Raw genomic sequence first — 17,965 nt, 5'->3', positions numbered from 1 at the left:
GAGAGATAAAATGGATTTCCAATTGACAGATGAACAAAGAATGTTACGCAAAATGGTTCGTGATTTTTCATTGAACGAGGTCGAACCGACAGCTGCAGAACGTGATGAGGAAGAGCGCTTCGATAGAGAAATATTTGATAAGATGGCTGAATTAGGCTTAACAGGCATTCCATGGCCAGAAAAATATGGAGGGATTGGATCTGATTATGTAAGTTACGTGATTGCTGTCGAGGAGTTATCACGGGTCTGTGCATCGACTGGTGTAACATTGTCTGCACATGTATCCCTAGCAAGTTGGCCGATTTATAAGTATGGAAATGAAAACCAAAAACTGAATTTTTTAAAGCGTTTGGCGGAAGGATCTGCACTTGGTGCATATGCATTATCAGAACCGGGAGCTGGAAGTGATGTCGCTTCGATGAAAATGACAGCTACCAAAGATGGTGATGATTATATATTAAACGGGAGTAAAGTATGGATTACGAACGGCGGAGTAGCTGATATTTATGTTGTTTTTGCTAAAACAGACACAGAAGCAAACCATCGTGGAATTTCGGCATTTATTGTCGAAAAAGGTACAGATGGATTTACGTTCGGTAAGAAGGAGAAGAAGCTAGGTATTCGTTCATCCCCTACTACGGAGTTGATTTTTGAAAATTGCCGGATACCGAAAGAAAATTTACTTGGTGCCGAGGGAGAAGGCTTCAAAATTGCGATGACAACGTTAGACGGTGGAAGAAGTGGAATTGCTGCTCAGGCGGTTGGCATTTCGCAAGGAGCTTTAGATGCGGCGACTACGTATGCGAAAGAGCGGGAACAGTTTGGTAAACCGATTGCTCACAATCAGGGTATTTCTTTTAAATTAGCAGATATGGCAACTGAAACAGAAGCGGCAAGACTCTTAACCTATAAGGCGGCTTATTTGGAGAGTGAAGGATTAGAATATGGAACTGCTTCCGCAATGGCTAAGCTATTTGCAGGAGATGCAGCAATGCGTCATACGGTGGAAGCAGTTCAAGTCTTTGGAGGCTATGGATATACGAAAGACTATCCTGTAGAGCGATATATGCGAGATGCAAAAATAACACAAATATATGAAGGAACGAATGAAATTCAACGGTTAGTTATCGGCCGTTCTGTAACAAAATAGAATATTCCGGAAGGGGAAACTAACATGACATCTGACCCGATTCTTTCTTCCATTAAAGATACATCACTTGTTGAAAAACGACGAAATCAAATCATTTCCGGAGCCTTAACTTTATTTAAAGAAAAAGGGTTTCACCGGACGACAACTAGAGAGATTGCTAAAGAATCAGGCTTTAGTATCGGAACATTATATGAGTATATCCGAACCAAAGAAGATGTGCTTTATTTAGTATACGAAGCAATAAACGACCACGTATATAAACATCTTGAAAAGGTAATTGATTCAAAAGAATCGTCTATAGATAACTTAGTGTATATTATTGAATCGTATTATCGATTAATGGATGAGATGCAAGAAGAAGTTATTATTTTGTACCAAGAAGTGAAATCTTTACAGACGAATGTAAAAGAAATTGTTTTGCAAAAAGAAAGAGAAATGGTCTTGATGCTTAAACGAGCAATCATGACATGTGTCTCTGACACGTTATCTGAGGAGGAAATTGAACTTATTGCAAATAACATTTTTGTTCAAGGACATATGTGGGGGTTTCGACGCTGGATGCTACATCGTCAGTTTACGATTGATAAATATATAGAAATGCAGACTACATTAATCTTACAAAGCTTATGTATAGATGAATCTCCGGGAGAAAAAGCACCTCAATGAAATTAACTATCTATGAAAGTGGGGGTAAGGAAAAATGAGCCAACCAGAGGTATATAAGCCGGAACATCACATTCGTATGGTGACTGCTTCTAGCTTATTTGATGGGCATGATGCTTCTATTAATATCATGCGGCGAATGTTGCAGGCAAGTGGAGTAGAAGTGATTCATTTAGGACATAACCGTAGTGCGAAAGAGGTTGTCACCGCGGCTATTCAAGAAGATGTGCAGGCGATAGCTGTTTCTTCTTATCAAGGTGGGCATATAGAATACTTTAAATATATTATTGATCTATTAAAAGAAAATAATGCTAGCCATGTGAAAGTATTCGGAGGTGGTGGTGGAACAATTATTCCTAGAGAGGTGAAAGAGCTTCATAATTATGGAGTAAGTTGGATTTTTACACCTGAAGACGGCAGGAAAATGGGCTTGCAGGGAATGATAAATGAGATGATCAAAATAAGTGATTTTTTACCGCCTATTGACCTCCAACAGGATGAACAAAGATTTTATCACGGAAATGATCAAGCGGTTGCTCGAATGATAACCTATATGGAAAGAGAATCAGAAGATAATAAGGAAAAGTTAACAGTATTAGGAAATATAAAACAGCAGAATGATAAAAACATTCCGGTTCTCGGCATTACAGGGACGGGTGGAGCAGGAAAAAGTTCTCTAACAGATGAGCTTATTCGAAGGTTTTTAAACGAAATTACAGATAAAAAAGTCGCAATTATTTCTATCGATCCGACAAAACGTAAAACAGGTGGTGCGCTGTTAGGTGATCGAATTCGCATGAATGCTATTTTCTCTGATCGGGTATTTATGCGTTCTTTAGCTACTCGAGGATCGAAAACGGAAATTTCAAAAGCGACCCAAGATATTATTGATGTGTTGAGAGCTTCAGATTTTGATTTCATAATTGTTGAAACGAGCGGTATTGGTCAAGGGGATGCGGAAATAACTGAAATTACTGATCTCTCGATGTATGTGATGACAAGTGAGTTTGGTGCGCCTACCCAATTAGAAAAAATAGATATGATTGATTTTGCAGATTTTATAGTAATTAATAAATTTGAGCAAAAGGGTTCTGAAGATGCCTTGACTCAAGTACGTAAACAGTATGAACGCAGTCATCTGTTATTTCATGAAGAACAGTCGAAATTCCCTGTCTTTGCAACGATTGCAAGTCAATTTAATGACCCAGGTACAAATGCATTATTTGCTGCTATCATCGATAAAATAAATGCAGAATACGGCTGGGATAATGATGTTCCTTTTGAACGTCATCTTATCCCTTCAAATCATAATAATATTATTCCAAATGACAGATTACATTACTTACGGGAAATTAGTAAGACTGTTCGCGACTACCACGATAATATTAAGAATCAAAGTGACATCGCTCGAAAGCTATATCATTTAAGTAATGTAAAGCAATTGATTGATGATGAGTCAATGAAGAAAACAATTGATCAAACGTTTGATCAATATAAAGAAAAGCTAGAAAGTGTAGAAAAAAGCCTCCTCTACAGTTGGGATAAATTGAAAGCAACATATGAAGGAGAAACGCTAACTTTTCCAGTACGTGATAAAGAAATAACGATTCAACTCACAACGACATCGTTATCCGGATTGAAAATTCCTAAAGTTGCGTTTCCTCACTATTCAGACTGGGGAGATCGTCTAACATGGCTAATGAAAGAAAATGTACCGGGACAGTTTCCGTACACTGCAGGAGTCTTTCCGTTTAAGCGGGAAGGTGAGGACCCTACGCGACAGTTTGCAGGTGAAGGTACTCCTGAACGAACAAATCGAAGATTCCATTATGTTTCAAAAGGAGAAGAGGCTAAAAGATTATCTACAGCATTCGATTCTGTTACTCTTTACGGGGAAGATCCATCATATGAACCTGATGTGTATGGAAAAGTTGGGGAAAGTGGTGTAAGTGTTTGTACATTAGAAGATATGAAAAAACTTTATGCTGGGTTTGACTTAATAGACCCCCAGACTTCTGTCTCTATGACAATTAACGGACCGGCACCAATTATACTAGCGATGTATTTTAATGCAGCTATCGATCAACAAATTGATAACTTCGAACAGGTTAACGGGCGTAAACCAACAGATAATGAAGCGGAAGAAATAAAACGTAAAACATTACATGTCGTTAGAGGAACCGTCCAGGCAGATATTTTAAAAGAAGATCAAGGGCAAAATACGTGCATTTTTTCTACTGAATTTGCTCTAAGGATGATGGGAGACATTCAGCAATATTTCATTGATCATCATGTACGTAATTATTATTCGGTGTCCATATCTGGCTATCATATCGCTGAAGCAGGAGCAAATCCTATTACTCAACTTGCATTAACATTAGCGAACGGCTTTACGTATGTTGAGTACTACTTGAGTAGAGGAATGAACATTGATGATTTTGCACCAAACTTGTCTTTTTTCTTCTCAAATGGGTTAGATCCTGAGTATACGGTTATCGGAAGAGTAGCTAGGAGAATATGGGCAATTACGATGAAAGAAAGATATGGAGCAAATGAACGTAGTCAAAAGTTGAAATACCATATTCAAACTTCTGGTAGATCTTTACATGCACAAGAAATTGATTTTAATGACATCCGTACAACATTACAAGCATTAATTGCTATTCAGGATAACTGTAACTCTTTGCACACAAATTCATATGACGAAGCAATTACAACTCCAACTGAGGAATCTGTCAGACGTGCGCTCGCAATTCAAATGATAATAAATAAAGAATTTGGATTAACGAAAAACGAAAATTCTTTACAAGGTTCATTTATAGTAAATGAATTAACGGATTTAGTGGAAGAAGCGGTGTTGACTGAATTTGAAAGACTGAATGATCGGGGAGGAGTCCTCGGAGCAATGGAAAGACAATATCAACGTGGCAAAATCCAAGAAGAGTCTCTTTATTATGAGAGTAAAAAACATTCGGGTGAATTACCGATCATTGGCGTTAACACATACTTAAGTCCAAATCCTCCATCAGAAGATGAAATTGATAAAATGGAGCTAGCGAGAGCGACTAAAGAGGAAAAAGAGCATCAAATTAAAAATTTAAAAGAATTTCAACATACGAATCGAAAGGTAACAGACGAAGCGTTAAATCGTTTGAAAACCGTCGCAAATGAGGGTGGAAATATTTTTGCTGAGTTAATGGAGTCAGTAAAAGTTGCAAGTTTGGGACAAATAACGAGTGCATTATACGATGTCGGAGGACAATATAGAAGAAATATGTAAAGTTAGTCGATGATCCGAATAATAATATTAAGTGTGTCCCATTCAACTGTAACTTGGTTGAAAATAAGTAAAGTATAAAAGATATAATCGTTGGATAAATAATTAAGGCTCGTGAAATGAGCCTTTTCCAACGATTTTTTATAATCATTCCTTTTCTTATTATTAATTCAGCGAGTCAAAACAGATGCTTGGATTAACTGGAAATTGCCCCCGGCCATTAACTTGACAACCTTATTACGATAAAGCTATTTTACATAAAAGAAATAAACTGCGCAGTAACTAAGTTTGGGGATGAACTGATTAACCGCTGCGGAAATATGTACCGCTTTCCAAGGGCGGCTGCCCGGCCTCCTATTTGCTACGCACTTCGTAGTCTCACCGAGGCCTATGCTCCCATAGGGTCTCCACATATTTCTTCCGCTTGGATGGCTACTGTTGACACACCGACAGCAACTATGCTTTCTCATTATTGAATAAAATTTATATACTAGCGTAGGAAAAAACGAAGACTCCTGCAGGAACAGCGACAGGGGAGCGCAGACTAAGTACGCCACGTCCTGTGGCGACGTCTGCACTAGTACATCCTGTACGTCGGAGGATCCCTGTAGCTTCACGTTAACAAGAAGCTACAGAAGCAGATCGCCGTGCCTGCGGTAAAGGAGACACTGTAAAAGCAAACGATAGTGCAGCTTGAACAGGTGTTTTTGATGGGACGAACCTTGTGCAGTCCCAGATGTCGCTCTTATGCCTGTGGTGAAAGCGCAGTGTATTTTCATAGCGAGTTATACGTTTAACTTTTTAATAAGTTCCTGCGCAGTTTACGTTAATTGTGACAGTGAAAAATCCTTGGAAAAAGTTGTTTTATCAAGCAATCAGTTACTCGAAAAAATTAACTAAGGAAGTGGATCTCTAAACTTCTTAATACTCTCAAAATTTATTTATCTATTTCACGCTGCGGAAGTTTAATTTATAAAAAAATTGCTATGTTTTCTTGACATAAAATTTGAAATAGATATCATATTTTCATGACACTTGATTATAATCTAAGGAATGGTTTATACTACGAAATTATTAGTGATAATTTATTAATTGTTAATTGTTTATTGTAGTGAGCTATTTAACGATATTTATATTAAGGTAAAGGAAGTGCGTTGCAGTGGGGTTAGAAAAATATAGTGATGAGCAAATCCAAAAAATGTCGATGATTGAACTTGCCAACATTATTTTGGCTGATGAGAAAAAAGAATTAAATTTTTTAGATCTCTTTTCAAAAGTTGCTGAATACAAAGGATTTACTCAACAACAAAAAGAAGATCTACTTGCAAGATTTTATACAGACTTAAACGTAGATGGCCGTTTTACAACATTGGGTTCGAATTTATGGGGCTTAAAAAGATGGTATCCAGTAGATCAAACAAGCGAAAAATCATTGGCTGAATCTAGAAAAAGAGATTTAGAAGAAGAACTTGACGATGATTTACTTGATGATGCAATAGATGAAGAGGAGCTTGAAGAGGACGAAGAGTTATTCGATGATTACGATGACTTGGATTACGATGAATTAGAAGAGGAATAATATTAGACTTATTTGGTAAAATATTGATGATAATTTGATTAGAGTATATCTTGACATTTACCAGTATAATGAGTAAAATTTTTATTGGGCTATACAAGAATAAATTGAACTCGTGAAATGCGTTTCCCCTAAGACTGGGAAACGCATTTATTATTTTAGACATTTAATGAAAAGAAAGAGGGTACTTAATTTGGCAAAATATATTTTTGTAACTGGTGGAGTTGTTTCTTCGCTCGGAAAAGGTATTACTGCTGCATCACTTGGCCGTTTGCTTAAAAATCGCGGGCTAAAGGTAACGCTACAAAAGTTTGACCCATATTTAAACGTTGATCCAGGTTCAATGAGTCCATACCAACATGGAGAAGTTTTTGTAACCGAGGACGGGGCAGAAACAGATTTGGATTTAGGACACTACGAGCGTTTTATTGATATTAATTTAAATAAATTCAGCAATATTACGACTGGAAAAGTCTATTCAAGCGTGATTCGAAAAGAACGTTCAGGAGAGTATAAGGGAGCTACAGTTCAAGTTATTCCGCATATTACGAATGAGATTAAAGACCAAGTTTATAAAGCTGGAAAAGAAACGAAAGCGGATGTAGTTATTACGGAAATTGGAGGAACAGTTGGGGATATTGAGTCACTTCCATTTCTAGAAGCGATTAGACAGATAAAGAGCGATATTGGTCGTGACCAAGTAATGTATATTCATTGTACACTTGTTCCATATATCAAAGCGGCTGGAGAAATTAAGACAAAGCCAACACAACATAGTGTGAAGGAATTACGTTCTTTAGGTATTCAGCCAGATGCTATTGTACTTCGATCTGAATTTGCTATTAGTGAAGAAAACAAAGAAAAAATTGCACTATTTTGTGATACAAGAAAAGAAGCTGTGATCGAAATGCTTGATGCCGATACACTTTATCACGTACCAATTGCCCTTCAAGAGCAAAATTTAGATGATTTAGTTTGCAATCATCTGGGTCTTGAGCAGCGAGAAGCAGATATGTCAGAGTGGAAGAAACTTGTGCAAAAAGTTCGTCACTTATCCCGGACTGTAGAAATTGGTTTAGTTGGTAAATACGTGGAACTGCCTGATGCATACCTATCTCTTGTCGAATCATTAAAACATGCAGGCTTTACGTTTGATACAGATATATCGGTTCATTGGATTAATTCTGAAACTTTGGATAAGGAAACAATACATGAAGAACTCTCCCATGTTGATGGTATTGTTGTACCCGGAGGTTTTGGAACAAGAGGAATTGATGGTAAGATAGAAGCAATACAGTATGCTCGGGAGAAAAATATTCCATTTCTAGGTGTTTGTTTAGGGATGCAACTTGCTGCTGTGGAGTTTGCGCGGAATGTTATTGGACTAAAAGATGCGCATTCAATTGAAGTCAATCCAAATACTCCTCATCCGCTCGTTACATTAATAGAAAATGAAGATAATGAATTAAGACTTGGTTCCAGTACAGTTGTTTTAACAGAAAATACAAAAGTGAAGCGAGCATACAATGGAACTGAAACAGTTGGTGAGAGACATAGACACCGTTATAAATTAAATAAAGATTATCGTAAACAATTGGTGGAACATGGTCTGCTCATCTCAGCAGTAAGTGAAGAGGAAGACGTTATAGAGGCAATTGAATTAAAAGACCATCCTTGGTTTGTAGCTTGTCAGTACCATCCTGAATTTAAATCAAGACCAACTAAAGCTCATCCACTTTTAGAAGGATTTGTTCAAGCAATCGTTCAAGAAAAATACGACAAATGATTATTAAATACCAATGAAGAACGCCAATATGTGTAAACTGTAAGTTGCATGATAATATTGGACTTGGTATTCTTATAATAAGCTACGACAAAACATAAATTAAAGGAGCGTTTAAACATGTCATTAGTTTCAATGAAAGAGATGCTAAATATTGCAAAAGAAAAACATTATGCAGTAGGTCAATTTAATTTAAATAACCTTGAATATGCACAAGCGATTTTAGAGGCTGCTGAAGAAGAAAAATCTCCTGTCATTTTAGGTGTTTCTGAAGGTGCAGGAAGATATATGGGTGGCTTTAAAGTAGTAGTTGCAATGGTAAAAGCTTTAATGGAGGAATATAAAATAACCGTACCAGTAGCAATTCATCTCGATCACGGTTCAAGTTTTGAAAAATGCGCTGAAGCAATTCACGCTGGATTCACTTCAGTCATGATAGACGGCTCCCATTTACCACTTGAAGAAAATATTGCTTTAACAAAAAAAGTTGTTGAACTTGCACATATTCATGGTGTTTCTGTGGAAGCAGAGCTTGGCCGTATTGGTGGACAAGAAGATGATCTTGTTGTAGATGAAGCAGAAGCAATGTATGCAATCCCTTCAGAATGTGAAAAATTAGTTAAAGAAACGAATGTAGACTGTTTTGCTCCAGCCTTAGGTTCTGTTCATGGACCATATAAAGGTGAACCGAATTTAGGTTTTGATCGGATGGAAGAAGTGATGAAACTTACAGACATTCCACTTGTATTGCATGGAGGTACCGGAATCCCTTTAAAAGATATTCAGCGTGCTATTTCATTAGGAACAGCAAAAATTAATGTGAATACTGAAAACCAAATTATGCAAACAAAAATGATTCGTGAAGTATTAGCGGCAGACCCAGATGTTTATGATCCGCGGAAATACTTGGGTCCAGGACGTGAAGCAATTAAAGAAACAGTAATTGGTAAAATGCGTGAGTTTGGTTCATCGCAAAAGGCGTAAGGTGATATACCAAACGCCTTTTTACTCAAACTGTATGATTATTTGAAAGGGGATAAAATGTAAATGAAATTTTTTATAGATACAGCTAATATTGATGAAATTCGTGCAGCTAATGATTTAGGAATACTAGGAGGGGTTACAACGAACCCGACTCTTGTAGCCAAAGAAGGTGTTTCTTTTCATGATCGTTTACGTGAAATAACTAGCATCATTACGGACAAATCTGTAAGTGCTGAAGTAATTTCTGAAGATGCAGAAGGTATGATTAGGGAAGGAAAAGACTTAGCTGCAATTGCACCGAATATTACAGTGAAAATACCAATGACTCTAGAAGGGTTAAAGGCAGTTAAAGCATTAAGTGATCTTAAAATTGAAACGAATGTTACATTAATTTTTAATCCTAATCAAGCCTTATTAGCTGCAAGAGCTGGAGCTACATATGTATCACCTTTTTTAGGGCGATTAGATGATATTGGTCATAATGGAATGGATTTAATTGCAACAATCTCTGAAATTTTTACTACGTTCAATATTCCTTCACAAATAATAGCAGCGTCTATTAGACATCCTCTACATGTGACAGAGGCTGCTCTAAATGGCGCACATATTGCAACGATTCCTTATAATGTGTTGGCGCAACTTGTAAAACATCCACTCACAGATAAAGGAATAGAGCAATTCCTATCTGACTGGGATAAAGTGAAAGATCTTTAAACGATTTTTTAGTAGGTAGCACATCAATAATTGGTTTTTTAAAAAGAGAGGGTTGTAAATGGATAAAATAATCGTTGAAGGAGGACGTCTCCTAAATGGAACTGTAAGGGTAAATGGTGCAAAGAACAGTGCTGTTGCCTTATTACCCGCAGCTATTCTCGCAGATTCCACTGTAACAATAGATGGACTTCCCGATATATCTGATGTCAATACTTTAACTATGATTTTAGAAGATATCGGAGCGAAAATTAAAAGAGACTCGAATCAAAAAGTACACATTGATCCTTCTTCTATTGTATCTATCCCAATTCCAAACGGAAAAGTGAAAAAGCTTCGGGCATCCTATTATTTTATGGGTGCAATGTTAGGGAAGTTCAAGCGGGCAGCAATTGGTCTTCCAGGTGGATGCTATTTAGGACCTAGACCAATTGATCAACATATAAAGGGTTTTGAAGCCTTAGGAGCGAAAGTAACAAATGAAAAGGGCGCTATTTATTTACAAGCTGATGAGTTAAAAGGTGCAAGAATATACTTAGATGTAGTAAGTGTTGGTGCAACGATTAATATTATGCTTGCGGCAGTATTAGCAAAAGGAAAAACAACCATTGAAAATGCTGCAAAAGAACCAGAAATTATTGATGTAGCGACATTGTTAACAAATATGGGAGCAAAAATTAAAGGAGTCGGCACTGACATCATACGCATTGAAGGTGTTGAAAAACTCCATGGCTGTACTCATACGATTATTCCAGATCGAATAGAAGCTGGTACGTATGCTATATTGGCAGCAGCACAAGGGGATAATGTAGTTATCGATAATGTTATCCCAGAACATTTAGAATCGTTACTTGCAAAATTACGAGAAATGGGTGTGAACATTCAGCAGAGGGATGAACAATTAGTAATAACTAGAAGTCCATCCCTTAAGAGTGTAGATATCAAAACGCTAGTTTATCCAGGTTTTCCAACAGACCTGCAACAACCATTTACTACACTATTAACTAGAGCAGAGGGAACTAGTATCGTTACGGATACGATCTATACGGCTCGTTTGAAACATATTGATGAATTAAGAAGAATGAACGCAAAAGTAAAAGTAGAGGGCGGTTCAGCAATTGTTACGGGACCCTCTCAACTGCAAGGAGCTCGAGTCAAGGCTTCTGATCTAAGGGCTGGCGCGGCACTTGTTATTGCTGGTTTAATGGCTAATGGAATAACTGAAATTACTGGTATTGAACATATAGAGCGTGGATACGAGAATATAACGGATAAACTACGGAGTCTTGGAGCATCTATTCGCCGAGAGCAAATGACTGAAACAGAATTAGAGAAATTCAATTCAAAATAAACTAACATAAACTAAAGGAGTTGACATCAATGGAAAGAAGTTTAACGATGGAGTTAGTTCGTGTCACAGAAGCTGCTGCACTTTCATCAGCGAGATGGATGGGAAGAGGGAAAGAAAACGAAGCAGATGATGCAGCAACATCCGCTATGCGTACAGTGTTTGATACAATTCCTATGCGAGGTACCGTCGTTATTGGGGAAGGAGAAATGGATGAAGCCCCAATGTTGTATATAGGTGAGAAATTAGGTACAGGTAATGGACCACTTGTTGATGTAGCTGTCGATCCTTTAGAAGGCACAAGTATCGTTTCAAGCGGTACGTGGAATGCTCTATCTGTCATTGCAATAGCTGATGGCGGGAATCTATTACATGCACCTGATATGTATATGCAAAAAATAGCAGTTGGACCTGAATCAGTTGGCAAAATTGATATAAATGCACCGACTATTGATAACTTAAAGGCTGTAGCAAAGGCTAAGAATAAGGATATTGAAGACATTGTTGCAGTTATTTTAAATCGTCCACGCCATGAACAATTAATACACGAAATAAGAGAAGCAGGTGCAAGAATTAAGTTAATCCAAGATGGTGATGTAGCCGGAGCAATGAATACTGCATTTGATAAAACTGGAGTAGACATATTATTTGGTATCGGTGGAGCTCCTGAGGGAGTTATTTCAGCAGTAGCATTAAAGTGTTTAGGTGGAGAAATACAAGGGAAATTAAGACCAACAAACGAAGAACAGATCTCCCGTTGTAAGAGGATGGGAATTCCTGATATGGATAAAGTATTTTATATGAATGATTTCTGTGGTGGAGATGATGCGATCTTTGCGGCTACAGGAGTTACGGATGGAGAATTACTAAAAGGAGTCCAATATAAAGGACAAAGAGCTACTACACACACAGTTGTAATGCGCGCAAAAAGTGGTACCATTCGTTTTATAGATGGCCAGCATAGTTTGAAAAAAAAACCAAACCTTGTTATGGAATCGTGATTTTTTGTATAGCATAAGTAAAGCAGAGTTGAATACCAGATAATAAACATGTATGATATATCTACCATATATTTTTTCGGAAAAGTTTTAAGCGTACGAACTTATCTTGAATATATTAATGATGAACATGCACAAATATAATCTCCCATTCGACTCCTCTTTTCTTAACGCTCTATGCGCGTTAATCTATTAATATAGAACTATATCTTCAATAATAAAAATAACCTATCTAAATTTAATAAATGATCAATATAATATACTTAGCTTAGAATACAATAGATAAAAATATACACGGGAAAAATAAAGAATAGGTGTGGTGATGAAGTGGCCGGTATAACTATTTCTCATTTGGAAGAATTAACGCTAAAGGAATTATATGCGTTAGCCAGAGAATATAAAGTTTCATATTATGCAAAATTAACAAAAAAGGAATTAATTTTTGCAATTTTAAAAGCACATGCTGAAAAAGATGGTTATTTATTTATGGATGGAATATTGGAAGTTATTCCTTCGGAAGGATTCGGTTTTTTACGTCCAATTAATTACTCCCCCAGCGCGGAAGATATTTATATATCTGCCTCACAAATTCGTCGCTTCGATTTAAGAAACGGTGATAAAGTCTCAGGAAAAGTTCGACCTCCAAAAGAAAATGAACGGTATTACGGATTACTCCATGTAGATGCAGTGAATGGAGATGACCCGGAGACTGCAAAAGAGCGGGTACACTTCCCAGCGTTAACAGCTCTATATCCAGATCGATGTATGAAATTAGAAAGAGAACCCCATAATCTATCTACTAGAGTAATGGATTTAATGACACCGGTAGGCTTTGGACAACGTGGCTTAATTGTTGCTCCCCCAAAGGCAGGAAAAACAATGCTACTAAAAGAATTAGCAAATAGTATTTCCGAAAATCATCCAGAAGCAAAATTAATAATTTTATTAGTAGATGAGCGTCCGGAAGAGGTAACGGATATTGAAAGATTCGTTCACCCTGATGTCGATGTTGTAAGTTCTACTTTTGATGAAGTGCCAGAAAGCCATATTAAAGTATCAGAATTAGTTTTGGAAAGAGCGATGCGATTAGTTGAGCATAAACGTGATGTTATTGTTCTTATGGATAGTATTACTCGTCTCGCAAGAGCGTATAATTTAGTTATCCCACCAAGTGGTAGAACACTTTCAGGGGGGATTGATCCAGCTGCTTTCCATCGACCTAAACGCTTTTTTGGAGCAGCAAGAAATATTGAGGAAGGTGGAAGCTTAACTATTTTAGCAACTGCCTTAGTAGATACTGGTTCAAGAATGGATGACGTAATCTATGAAGAGTTTAAAGGAACAGGAAATATGGAATTACATTTAGACCGTAGCCTCGCAGAAAGAAGAATATTTCCTTCGATCGATATTTTACGTTCAGGTACCCGAAAAGAAGAGTTGCTTGTTTCTAAAGACCATTTAGACAAAATGTGGATGATTCGAAAAACGATGCAAGATTCTCATGATTTCACTGAGCGTTTTATAAGAAGATTAAAGAGTACCAAAACGAATGAAGAGTTCTTTCAATCAATTGATGAAGAGCTTAAAAGTAAACGACAGCAGAGATAAGGCTTAATCAAATAATTGTAATTATCTTGCTTGCATTCAAAGTTCTTAACTGTTATAATATCAAGATGTGAGGAAGAGTATCGTTTACAATGAATGATTTACGTAATACAATGTAAAAGAGGTGGAAAGATGAAGAAAGATTTACATCCTAACTATCAAAAAGTTATTTTTCTTGATACAGAGTCAAACTATAAATTTTTAAGTGGTTCAACGAGAACTTCTGAAGAAAAGATGGAATGGGAAGATGGAAACGAGTATCCAGTAATCCGTATTGAAATTAGTTCAGATACACATCCTTTCTATACAGGTAAACAAAAAGCTGACAGAGTTGGCGGACGTGTTGACCGATTTAAGAAAAAATATAATATGAATTAAATCGAAAAGCTAAAGCGTTCATAAAGACTTATTGAAGCTTTTATTGATTAAAACTGGTCAATGCAAATAGTAAGTCTTGAATAGCTTTACTAGACATAGATTGACTTGTCTATAGATTTTTTCATTACACAAATATTGTTATACAAACAGGCAGGCTTCATGCCTGTTTTTTATTGGATTAAAATAGTTTCGTGATTATGAAGTAGTGTATACTATATATAAAATAATTATAAGAATGGTAAGAAGAGGTGATTCCTTCATGCTAGATCGATTGCAATCTTTAGAAGATCGATATAATAAACTTAACGAATTACTTAGTGATCCGGAAGTTATTAGTGACCCGAATAAAATACGTGAATATTCAAAAGAGCAATCTGACTTGGAAGACGCAGTTGTCGCGTATAGAGAATATAAGCATACGAAAACAGAACTGAATGATGCGAAAGAAATGTTAGAAGATGATTTAGATGATGACATGATTGAAATGGTTAAGATGGAAATAGATGAATTAACAGAGCGAAATGAACAACTGGAAGAAGACTTAAAGATTTTATTATTACCTAAAGATCCTAATGACGATAAGAACGTTATCATGGAAATCCGCGCAGCTGCAGGTGGAGATGAAGCAGCCCTTTTTGCTGGAGATTTATATAGAATGTATTCGCGTTATGCGGAAGCCAATAGATGGAAAACGGAAGTTATTGAAGCACATACAACTGGTGTTGGTGGATATAAAGAAATTATTTTTATGATTAATGGGAAAGGTGCTTTTTCAAAATTAAAGTTTGAAAACGGCGCACACCGTGTTCAACGTGTCCCAGAGACAGAAGCAAGTGGACGTGTCCATACTTCAACTGCAACTGTTGCTGTTTTACCAGAAGCGGAAGATGTAGAAATCGAACTGAATGAGAGCGATATTCGAGTAGACCGATTTGCCTCAAGTGGTCCAGGTGGACAAAGTGTAAACACGACGATGTCAGCAGTTAGGTTAACACATGAACCTACTGGAATAGTAGTTTCTTGTCAGGATGAAAAATCTCAAATTAAAAATAAAGAAAAAGCAATGAAAGTATTAAGAGCAAGATTATATGATAAATATCAACAAGAAGCACAAGCTGAATACGATGAATCTCGAAAATCAGCCGTTGGAACGGGAGATCGTTCGGAGCGAATAAGAACATATAATTTTCCGCAAAATAGAGTTACAGATCATCGGATTGGATTAACGATTCAAAAATTAGATCAGATCTTAGCAGGAAAATTGGATGAATTTATTGACGCTCTTTTAATAGACGATCAAACGAAAAAACTTGAACATATAGGTGAATAATATGTGTGAGTCATCAAAACAATATGAAGTCCTGAATTGGGCTTTTTCTTTTTTACAAAAAAATAACCGAGAAGAAAGAGTAGCAGAAATATTACTCCAACACTTGTTGGGGATGTCACGGTCTGAATATTTTGCCAATATGCAAGAGAATATTGGCGATTCCATTATCAAACAATTTAAAGCAGATATCCATAAACATGTGATGACAGGAGTACCAGTCCAACATATTACTGGCTATGAGGAATTTTTTGGACGGGAATTCGAAGTCAATCAGCATGTTCTAATACCGCGATTTGAGACAGAAGAATTAGTGCAGCATGTTATCCATATTGTAGAAAAAAACCTTGCAGAAAATCAGCCGGTTACTATCGTTGATGTCGGTACAGGTAGTGGGATAATTGGTATAACACTGGCATTGGAGTTAGCGAATGCAACTGTATATGCGACAGATATTTCTACACAAGCGCTTCAAGTCGCTAAGAGGAACGCTAAAAAGCATGGTGCGAATATACAATTTGTGCAAGGGAATTTTTTAGAAGGGATAACCGAGTATTGTAACCCGCATGTTATTGTTTCGAATCCTCCTTATATAGCTGAGACAGAAAGAGACTTCCTTTCAGATACTGTAAAAAATTTTGATCCGGATTTAGCGTTATTTGCTTCTAATAATGGGCTTGCCGCTTATCATGAAATTATTGGTCAAATCGCCTCCCTTTCTGATAGATCGGAGCGTTACATTTGTTTTGAAATTGGCTATACCCAGTCTTCGGCAGTTACAACAATTTTGGAGCAAAAACTTTCCCCGAAACAAATAAAAACAATAAAAGACTTAAATGGTAAGGATCGAATTATATCCGCTCAGTTGTAGGGAAAAAATAATAGAGTGTTTATATTTTTATTCCGTTGCCCATACTGTAAATAACTTTGTATGGCGGGGGATAATACAATGAAAAAAGGAATTATATTTATTATATTGATAGTTTTGAATGTTTTTGGATTGCAGGTAGAAGAAGTAGGTACGGAACAATCGCATCAAGTCATTCCTGATGAAGCAATTCGTCTGCGAATATTAGCTAATAGTGATTCTGATGAAGACCAGGCGATCAAACGAATGGTACGAGATGAAGTGAATAAGTACATCAATGAGCTAGTAATAGATATAGATAATATAGAAGAAGCTAGGACAACAATTGATAATCAGATTCCTAAGATCGAAGAAATAGTAGAAACTACATTAAAGGAACAAAATGTTTTACACTCTTTTACCGTTGAGTATAGTTCAAATGTGACATTTCCAATGAAAATATATGATAATTTCGTATATCCGGCTGGAGAATATGAAGCAGTGCTTATTTCTATTGGTGAGAGTAAAGGTTCCAACTGGTGGTGTGTTTTATTTCCACCATTATGCTTTATTGACTTTTCAAATGGGTCTACTGTAGCAGATTCAGAAACGGATGAACTAGATGATGCTAATGAAGAAGAATCAATCGAAGAGGATGAGATAGAACAAGAAGAATCTATTGCTCGTGAAGAAGATGAGGAAGATGAAGAAGAAATGGAAGTGAAGTTTTTTCTATTTGAATGGCTGGGATTATCATAATTTCTTTGTTACAAACATAAAGTATTAAAAGAAAATTAATGATAGAGGTGGACTGAATGAATATCATTGAAGCTTCTCATGTACCTAAAGAACGTTTGGAACGATTTTTAGAGAATAACGACCAGGTAGAGATAAGTTCATTGCTTGATACTGGATATGTAGTAGAGTGTGATGAGAAGATAATAGGCTGTTTCGAACTAGCGCCGATCGAAAACGGAGCCTTTTGGTTAAAGCAATTATACATTATTCAGAATGAGGCGGTTAAACTGCCTGTCCTATTAGAATTTGTTTTAATTTTTGCCAAACAAAAAGAGGCTAAAGTCGTCTATGCTCATAGTGAACAGCCCGTGACAGATCTTTTACTAGAGTCACTTAGTTTCTCACTGCAAACGAATCAATCGTTACAATTGCAGCAAGCGGTTAAGCGTAAAGGTCATTGGTGGTCCTACAAATATGCCAATTAGATGAAAAAACAGTAAAGTTAAGCTTGTACAAAAATAGTACAAGCTTTTTTTATTTGTGCTTGACAGTAACTATCGACTAAAATGATAGATAGAAA

At 36.6% G+C, this 17,965-nt stretch carries 15 protein-coding genes; all 15 read left to right on the top strand.

Translation table 11 applies throughout. From position 1 onward, the window contains the following. The first annotated feature begins 10 nt into the window (after nucleotides 1-10). The 15 genes from SPD48_RS00980 to SPD48_RS00910 all read left to right on the top strand — a co-directional run bounded on the left by SPD48_RS00980 (nucleotide 11) and on the right by SPD48_RS00910 (nucleotide 17,870). A complete protein-coding gene (locus SPD48_RS00980) occupies nucleotides 11-1,150 on the top strand; it encodes an acyl-CoA dehydrogenase (RefSeq protein WP_336256177.1) in 1,140 nt (379 codons plus the stop codon). Between the two features lie 24 nt (nucleotides 1,151-1,174). After that, nucleotides 1,175-1,816, top strand: coding sequence for a TetR/AcrR family transcriptional regulator (locus SPD48_RS00975; RefSeq protein ID WP_336256176.1), 642 nt, complete (start codon nucleotides 1,175-1,177; stop codon nucleotides 1,814-1,816). Nucleotides 1,817-1,850: 34 nt separating this feature from the next. Further along, entirely contained in the window at nucleotides 1,851-5,093 is a 3,243-nt protein-coding gene (gene icmF / locus SPD48_RS00970; RefSeq protein WP_336256175.1) for a fused isobutyryl-CoA mutase/GTPase IcmF, read from the top strand. A 1,156-nt stretch (nucleotides 5,094-6,249) separates the two neighbouring features. Next, a complete protein-coding gene (gene rpoE / locus SPD48_RS00965) occupies nucleotides 6,250-6,669 on the top strand; it encodes a DNA-directed RNA polymerase subunit delta (RefSeq protein ID WP_336256174.1) in 420 nt (139 codons plus the stop codon). 190 nt (nucleotides 6,670-6,859) lie between these two features. Then, nucleotides 6,860-8,452 (top strand): CTP synthase, encoded by a 1,593-nt coding sequence (locus SPD48_RS00960; RefSeq protein WP_336256173.1) that lies wholly within the window; start codon nucleotides 6,860-6,862, stop codon nucleotides 8,450-8,452. A 117-nt stretch (nucleotides 8,453-8,569) separates the two neighbouring features. Next, nucleotides 8,570-9,433: a class II fructose-1,6-bisphosphate aldolase gene (gene fba, locus SPD48_RS00955; protein WP_336256172.1), complete on the top strand. Its 864-nt coding sequence runs from the start codon at nucleotides 8,570-8,572 to the stop codon at nucleotides 9,431-9,433. Between the two features lie 63 nt (nucleotides 9,434-9,496). Beyond that, complete coding sequence (fsa, locus tag SPD48_RS00950) at nucleotides 9,497-10,147, top strand: fructose-6-phosphate aldolase (protein WP_336256171.1); 651 nt, start codon at nucleotides 9,497-9,499, stop codon at nucleotides 10,145-10,147. A 58-nt stretch (nucleotides 10,148-10,205) separates the two neighbouring features. Continuing rightward, a complete protein-coding gene (locus tag SPD48_RS00945) occupies nucleotides 10,206-11,495 on the top strand; it encodes a UDP-N-acetylglucosamine 1-carboxyvinyltransferase (RefSeq protein ID WP_336256170.1) in 1,290 nt (429 codons plus the stop codon). 29 nt (nucleotides 11,496-11,524) lie between these two features. Then, nucleotides 11,525-12,493, top strand: coding sequence for a class II fructose-bisphosphatase (glpX, locus tag SPD48_RS00940; RefSeq protein WP_336256169.1), 969 nt, complete (start codon nucleotides 11,525-11,527; stop codon nucleotides 12,491-12,493). Between the two features lie 324 nt (nucleotides 12,494-12,817). Then, the gene (gene rho / locus SPD48_RS00935; RefSeq protein ID WP_336256168.1) at nucleotides 12,818-14,098 is read left to right on the top strand and encodes a transcription termination factor Rho; all 1,281 of its coding nucleotides are present in this window, start codon (nucleotides 12,818-12,820) and stop codon (nucleotides 14,096-14,098) included. A 129-nt stretch (nucleotides 14,099-14,227) separates the two neighbouring features. Then, a complete protein-coding gene (locus SPD48_RS00930; protein ID WP_336256167.1) occupies nucleotides 14,228-14,473 on the top strand; it encodes a type B 50S ribosomal protein L31 in 246 nt (81 codons plus the stop codon). Between the two features lie 259 nt (nucleotides 14,474-14,732). After that, on the top strand, nucleotides 14,733-15,803 hold the full coding sequence (gene prfA / locus SPD48_RS00925) for a peptide chain release factor 1 (RefSeq protein WP_336256166.1): 1,071 nt from the start codon (nucleotides 14,733-14,735) through the stop codon (nucleotides 15,801-15,803). A gap of 1 nt (nucleotide 15,804) precedes the next feature. Beyond that, nucleotides 15,805-16,671: a peptide chain release factor N(5)-glutamine methyltransferase gene (gene prmC / locus SPD48_RS00920; RefSeq protein ID WP_336256165.1), complete on the top strand. Its 867-nt coding sequence runs from the start codon at nucleotides 15,805-15,807 to the stop codon at nucleotides 16,669-16,671. A 78-nt stretch (nucleotides 16,672-16,749) separates the two neighbouring features. Further along, a complete protein-coding gene (gene spoIIR, locus SPD48_RS00915) occupies nucleotides 16,750-17,406 on the top strand; it encodes a stage II sporulation protein R (RefSeq protein WP_336256164.1) in 657 nt (218 codons plus the stop codon). A gap of 56 nt (nucleotides 17,407-17,462) precedes the next feature. Beyond that, nucleotides 17,463-17,870, top strand: a complete 408-nt coding sequence (locus SPD48_RS00910; protein WP_336256163.1) for a hypothetical protein — start codon at nucleotides 17,463-17,465, stop codon at nucleotides 17,868-17,870. The last annotated feature ends 95 nt before the right edge of the window (nucleotides 17,871-17,965 follow it).

Source organism: Pseudogracilibacillus sp. SE30717A (assembly GCF_037071985.1).
GTDB lineage: Bacteria > Bacillota > Bacilli > Bacillales > Amphibacillaceae > Pseudogracilibacillus.
This window is presented reverse-complemented; position numbering and strand designations above follow the sequence as displayed.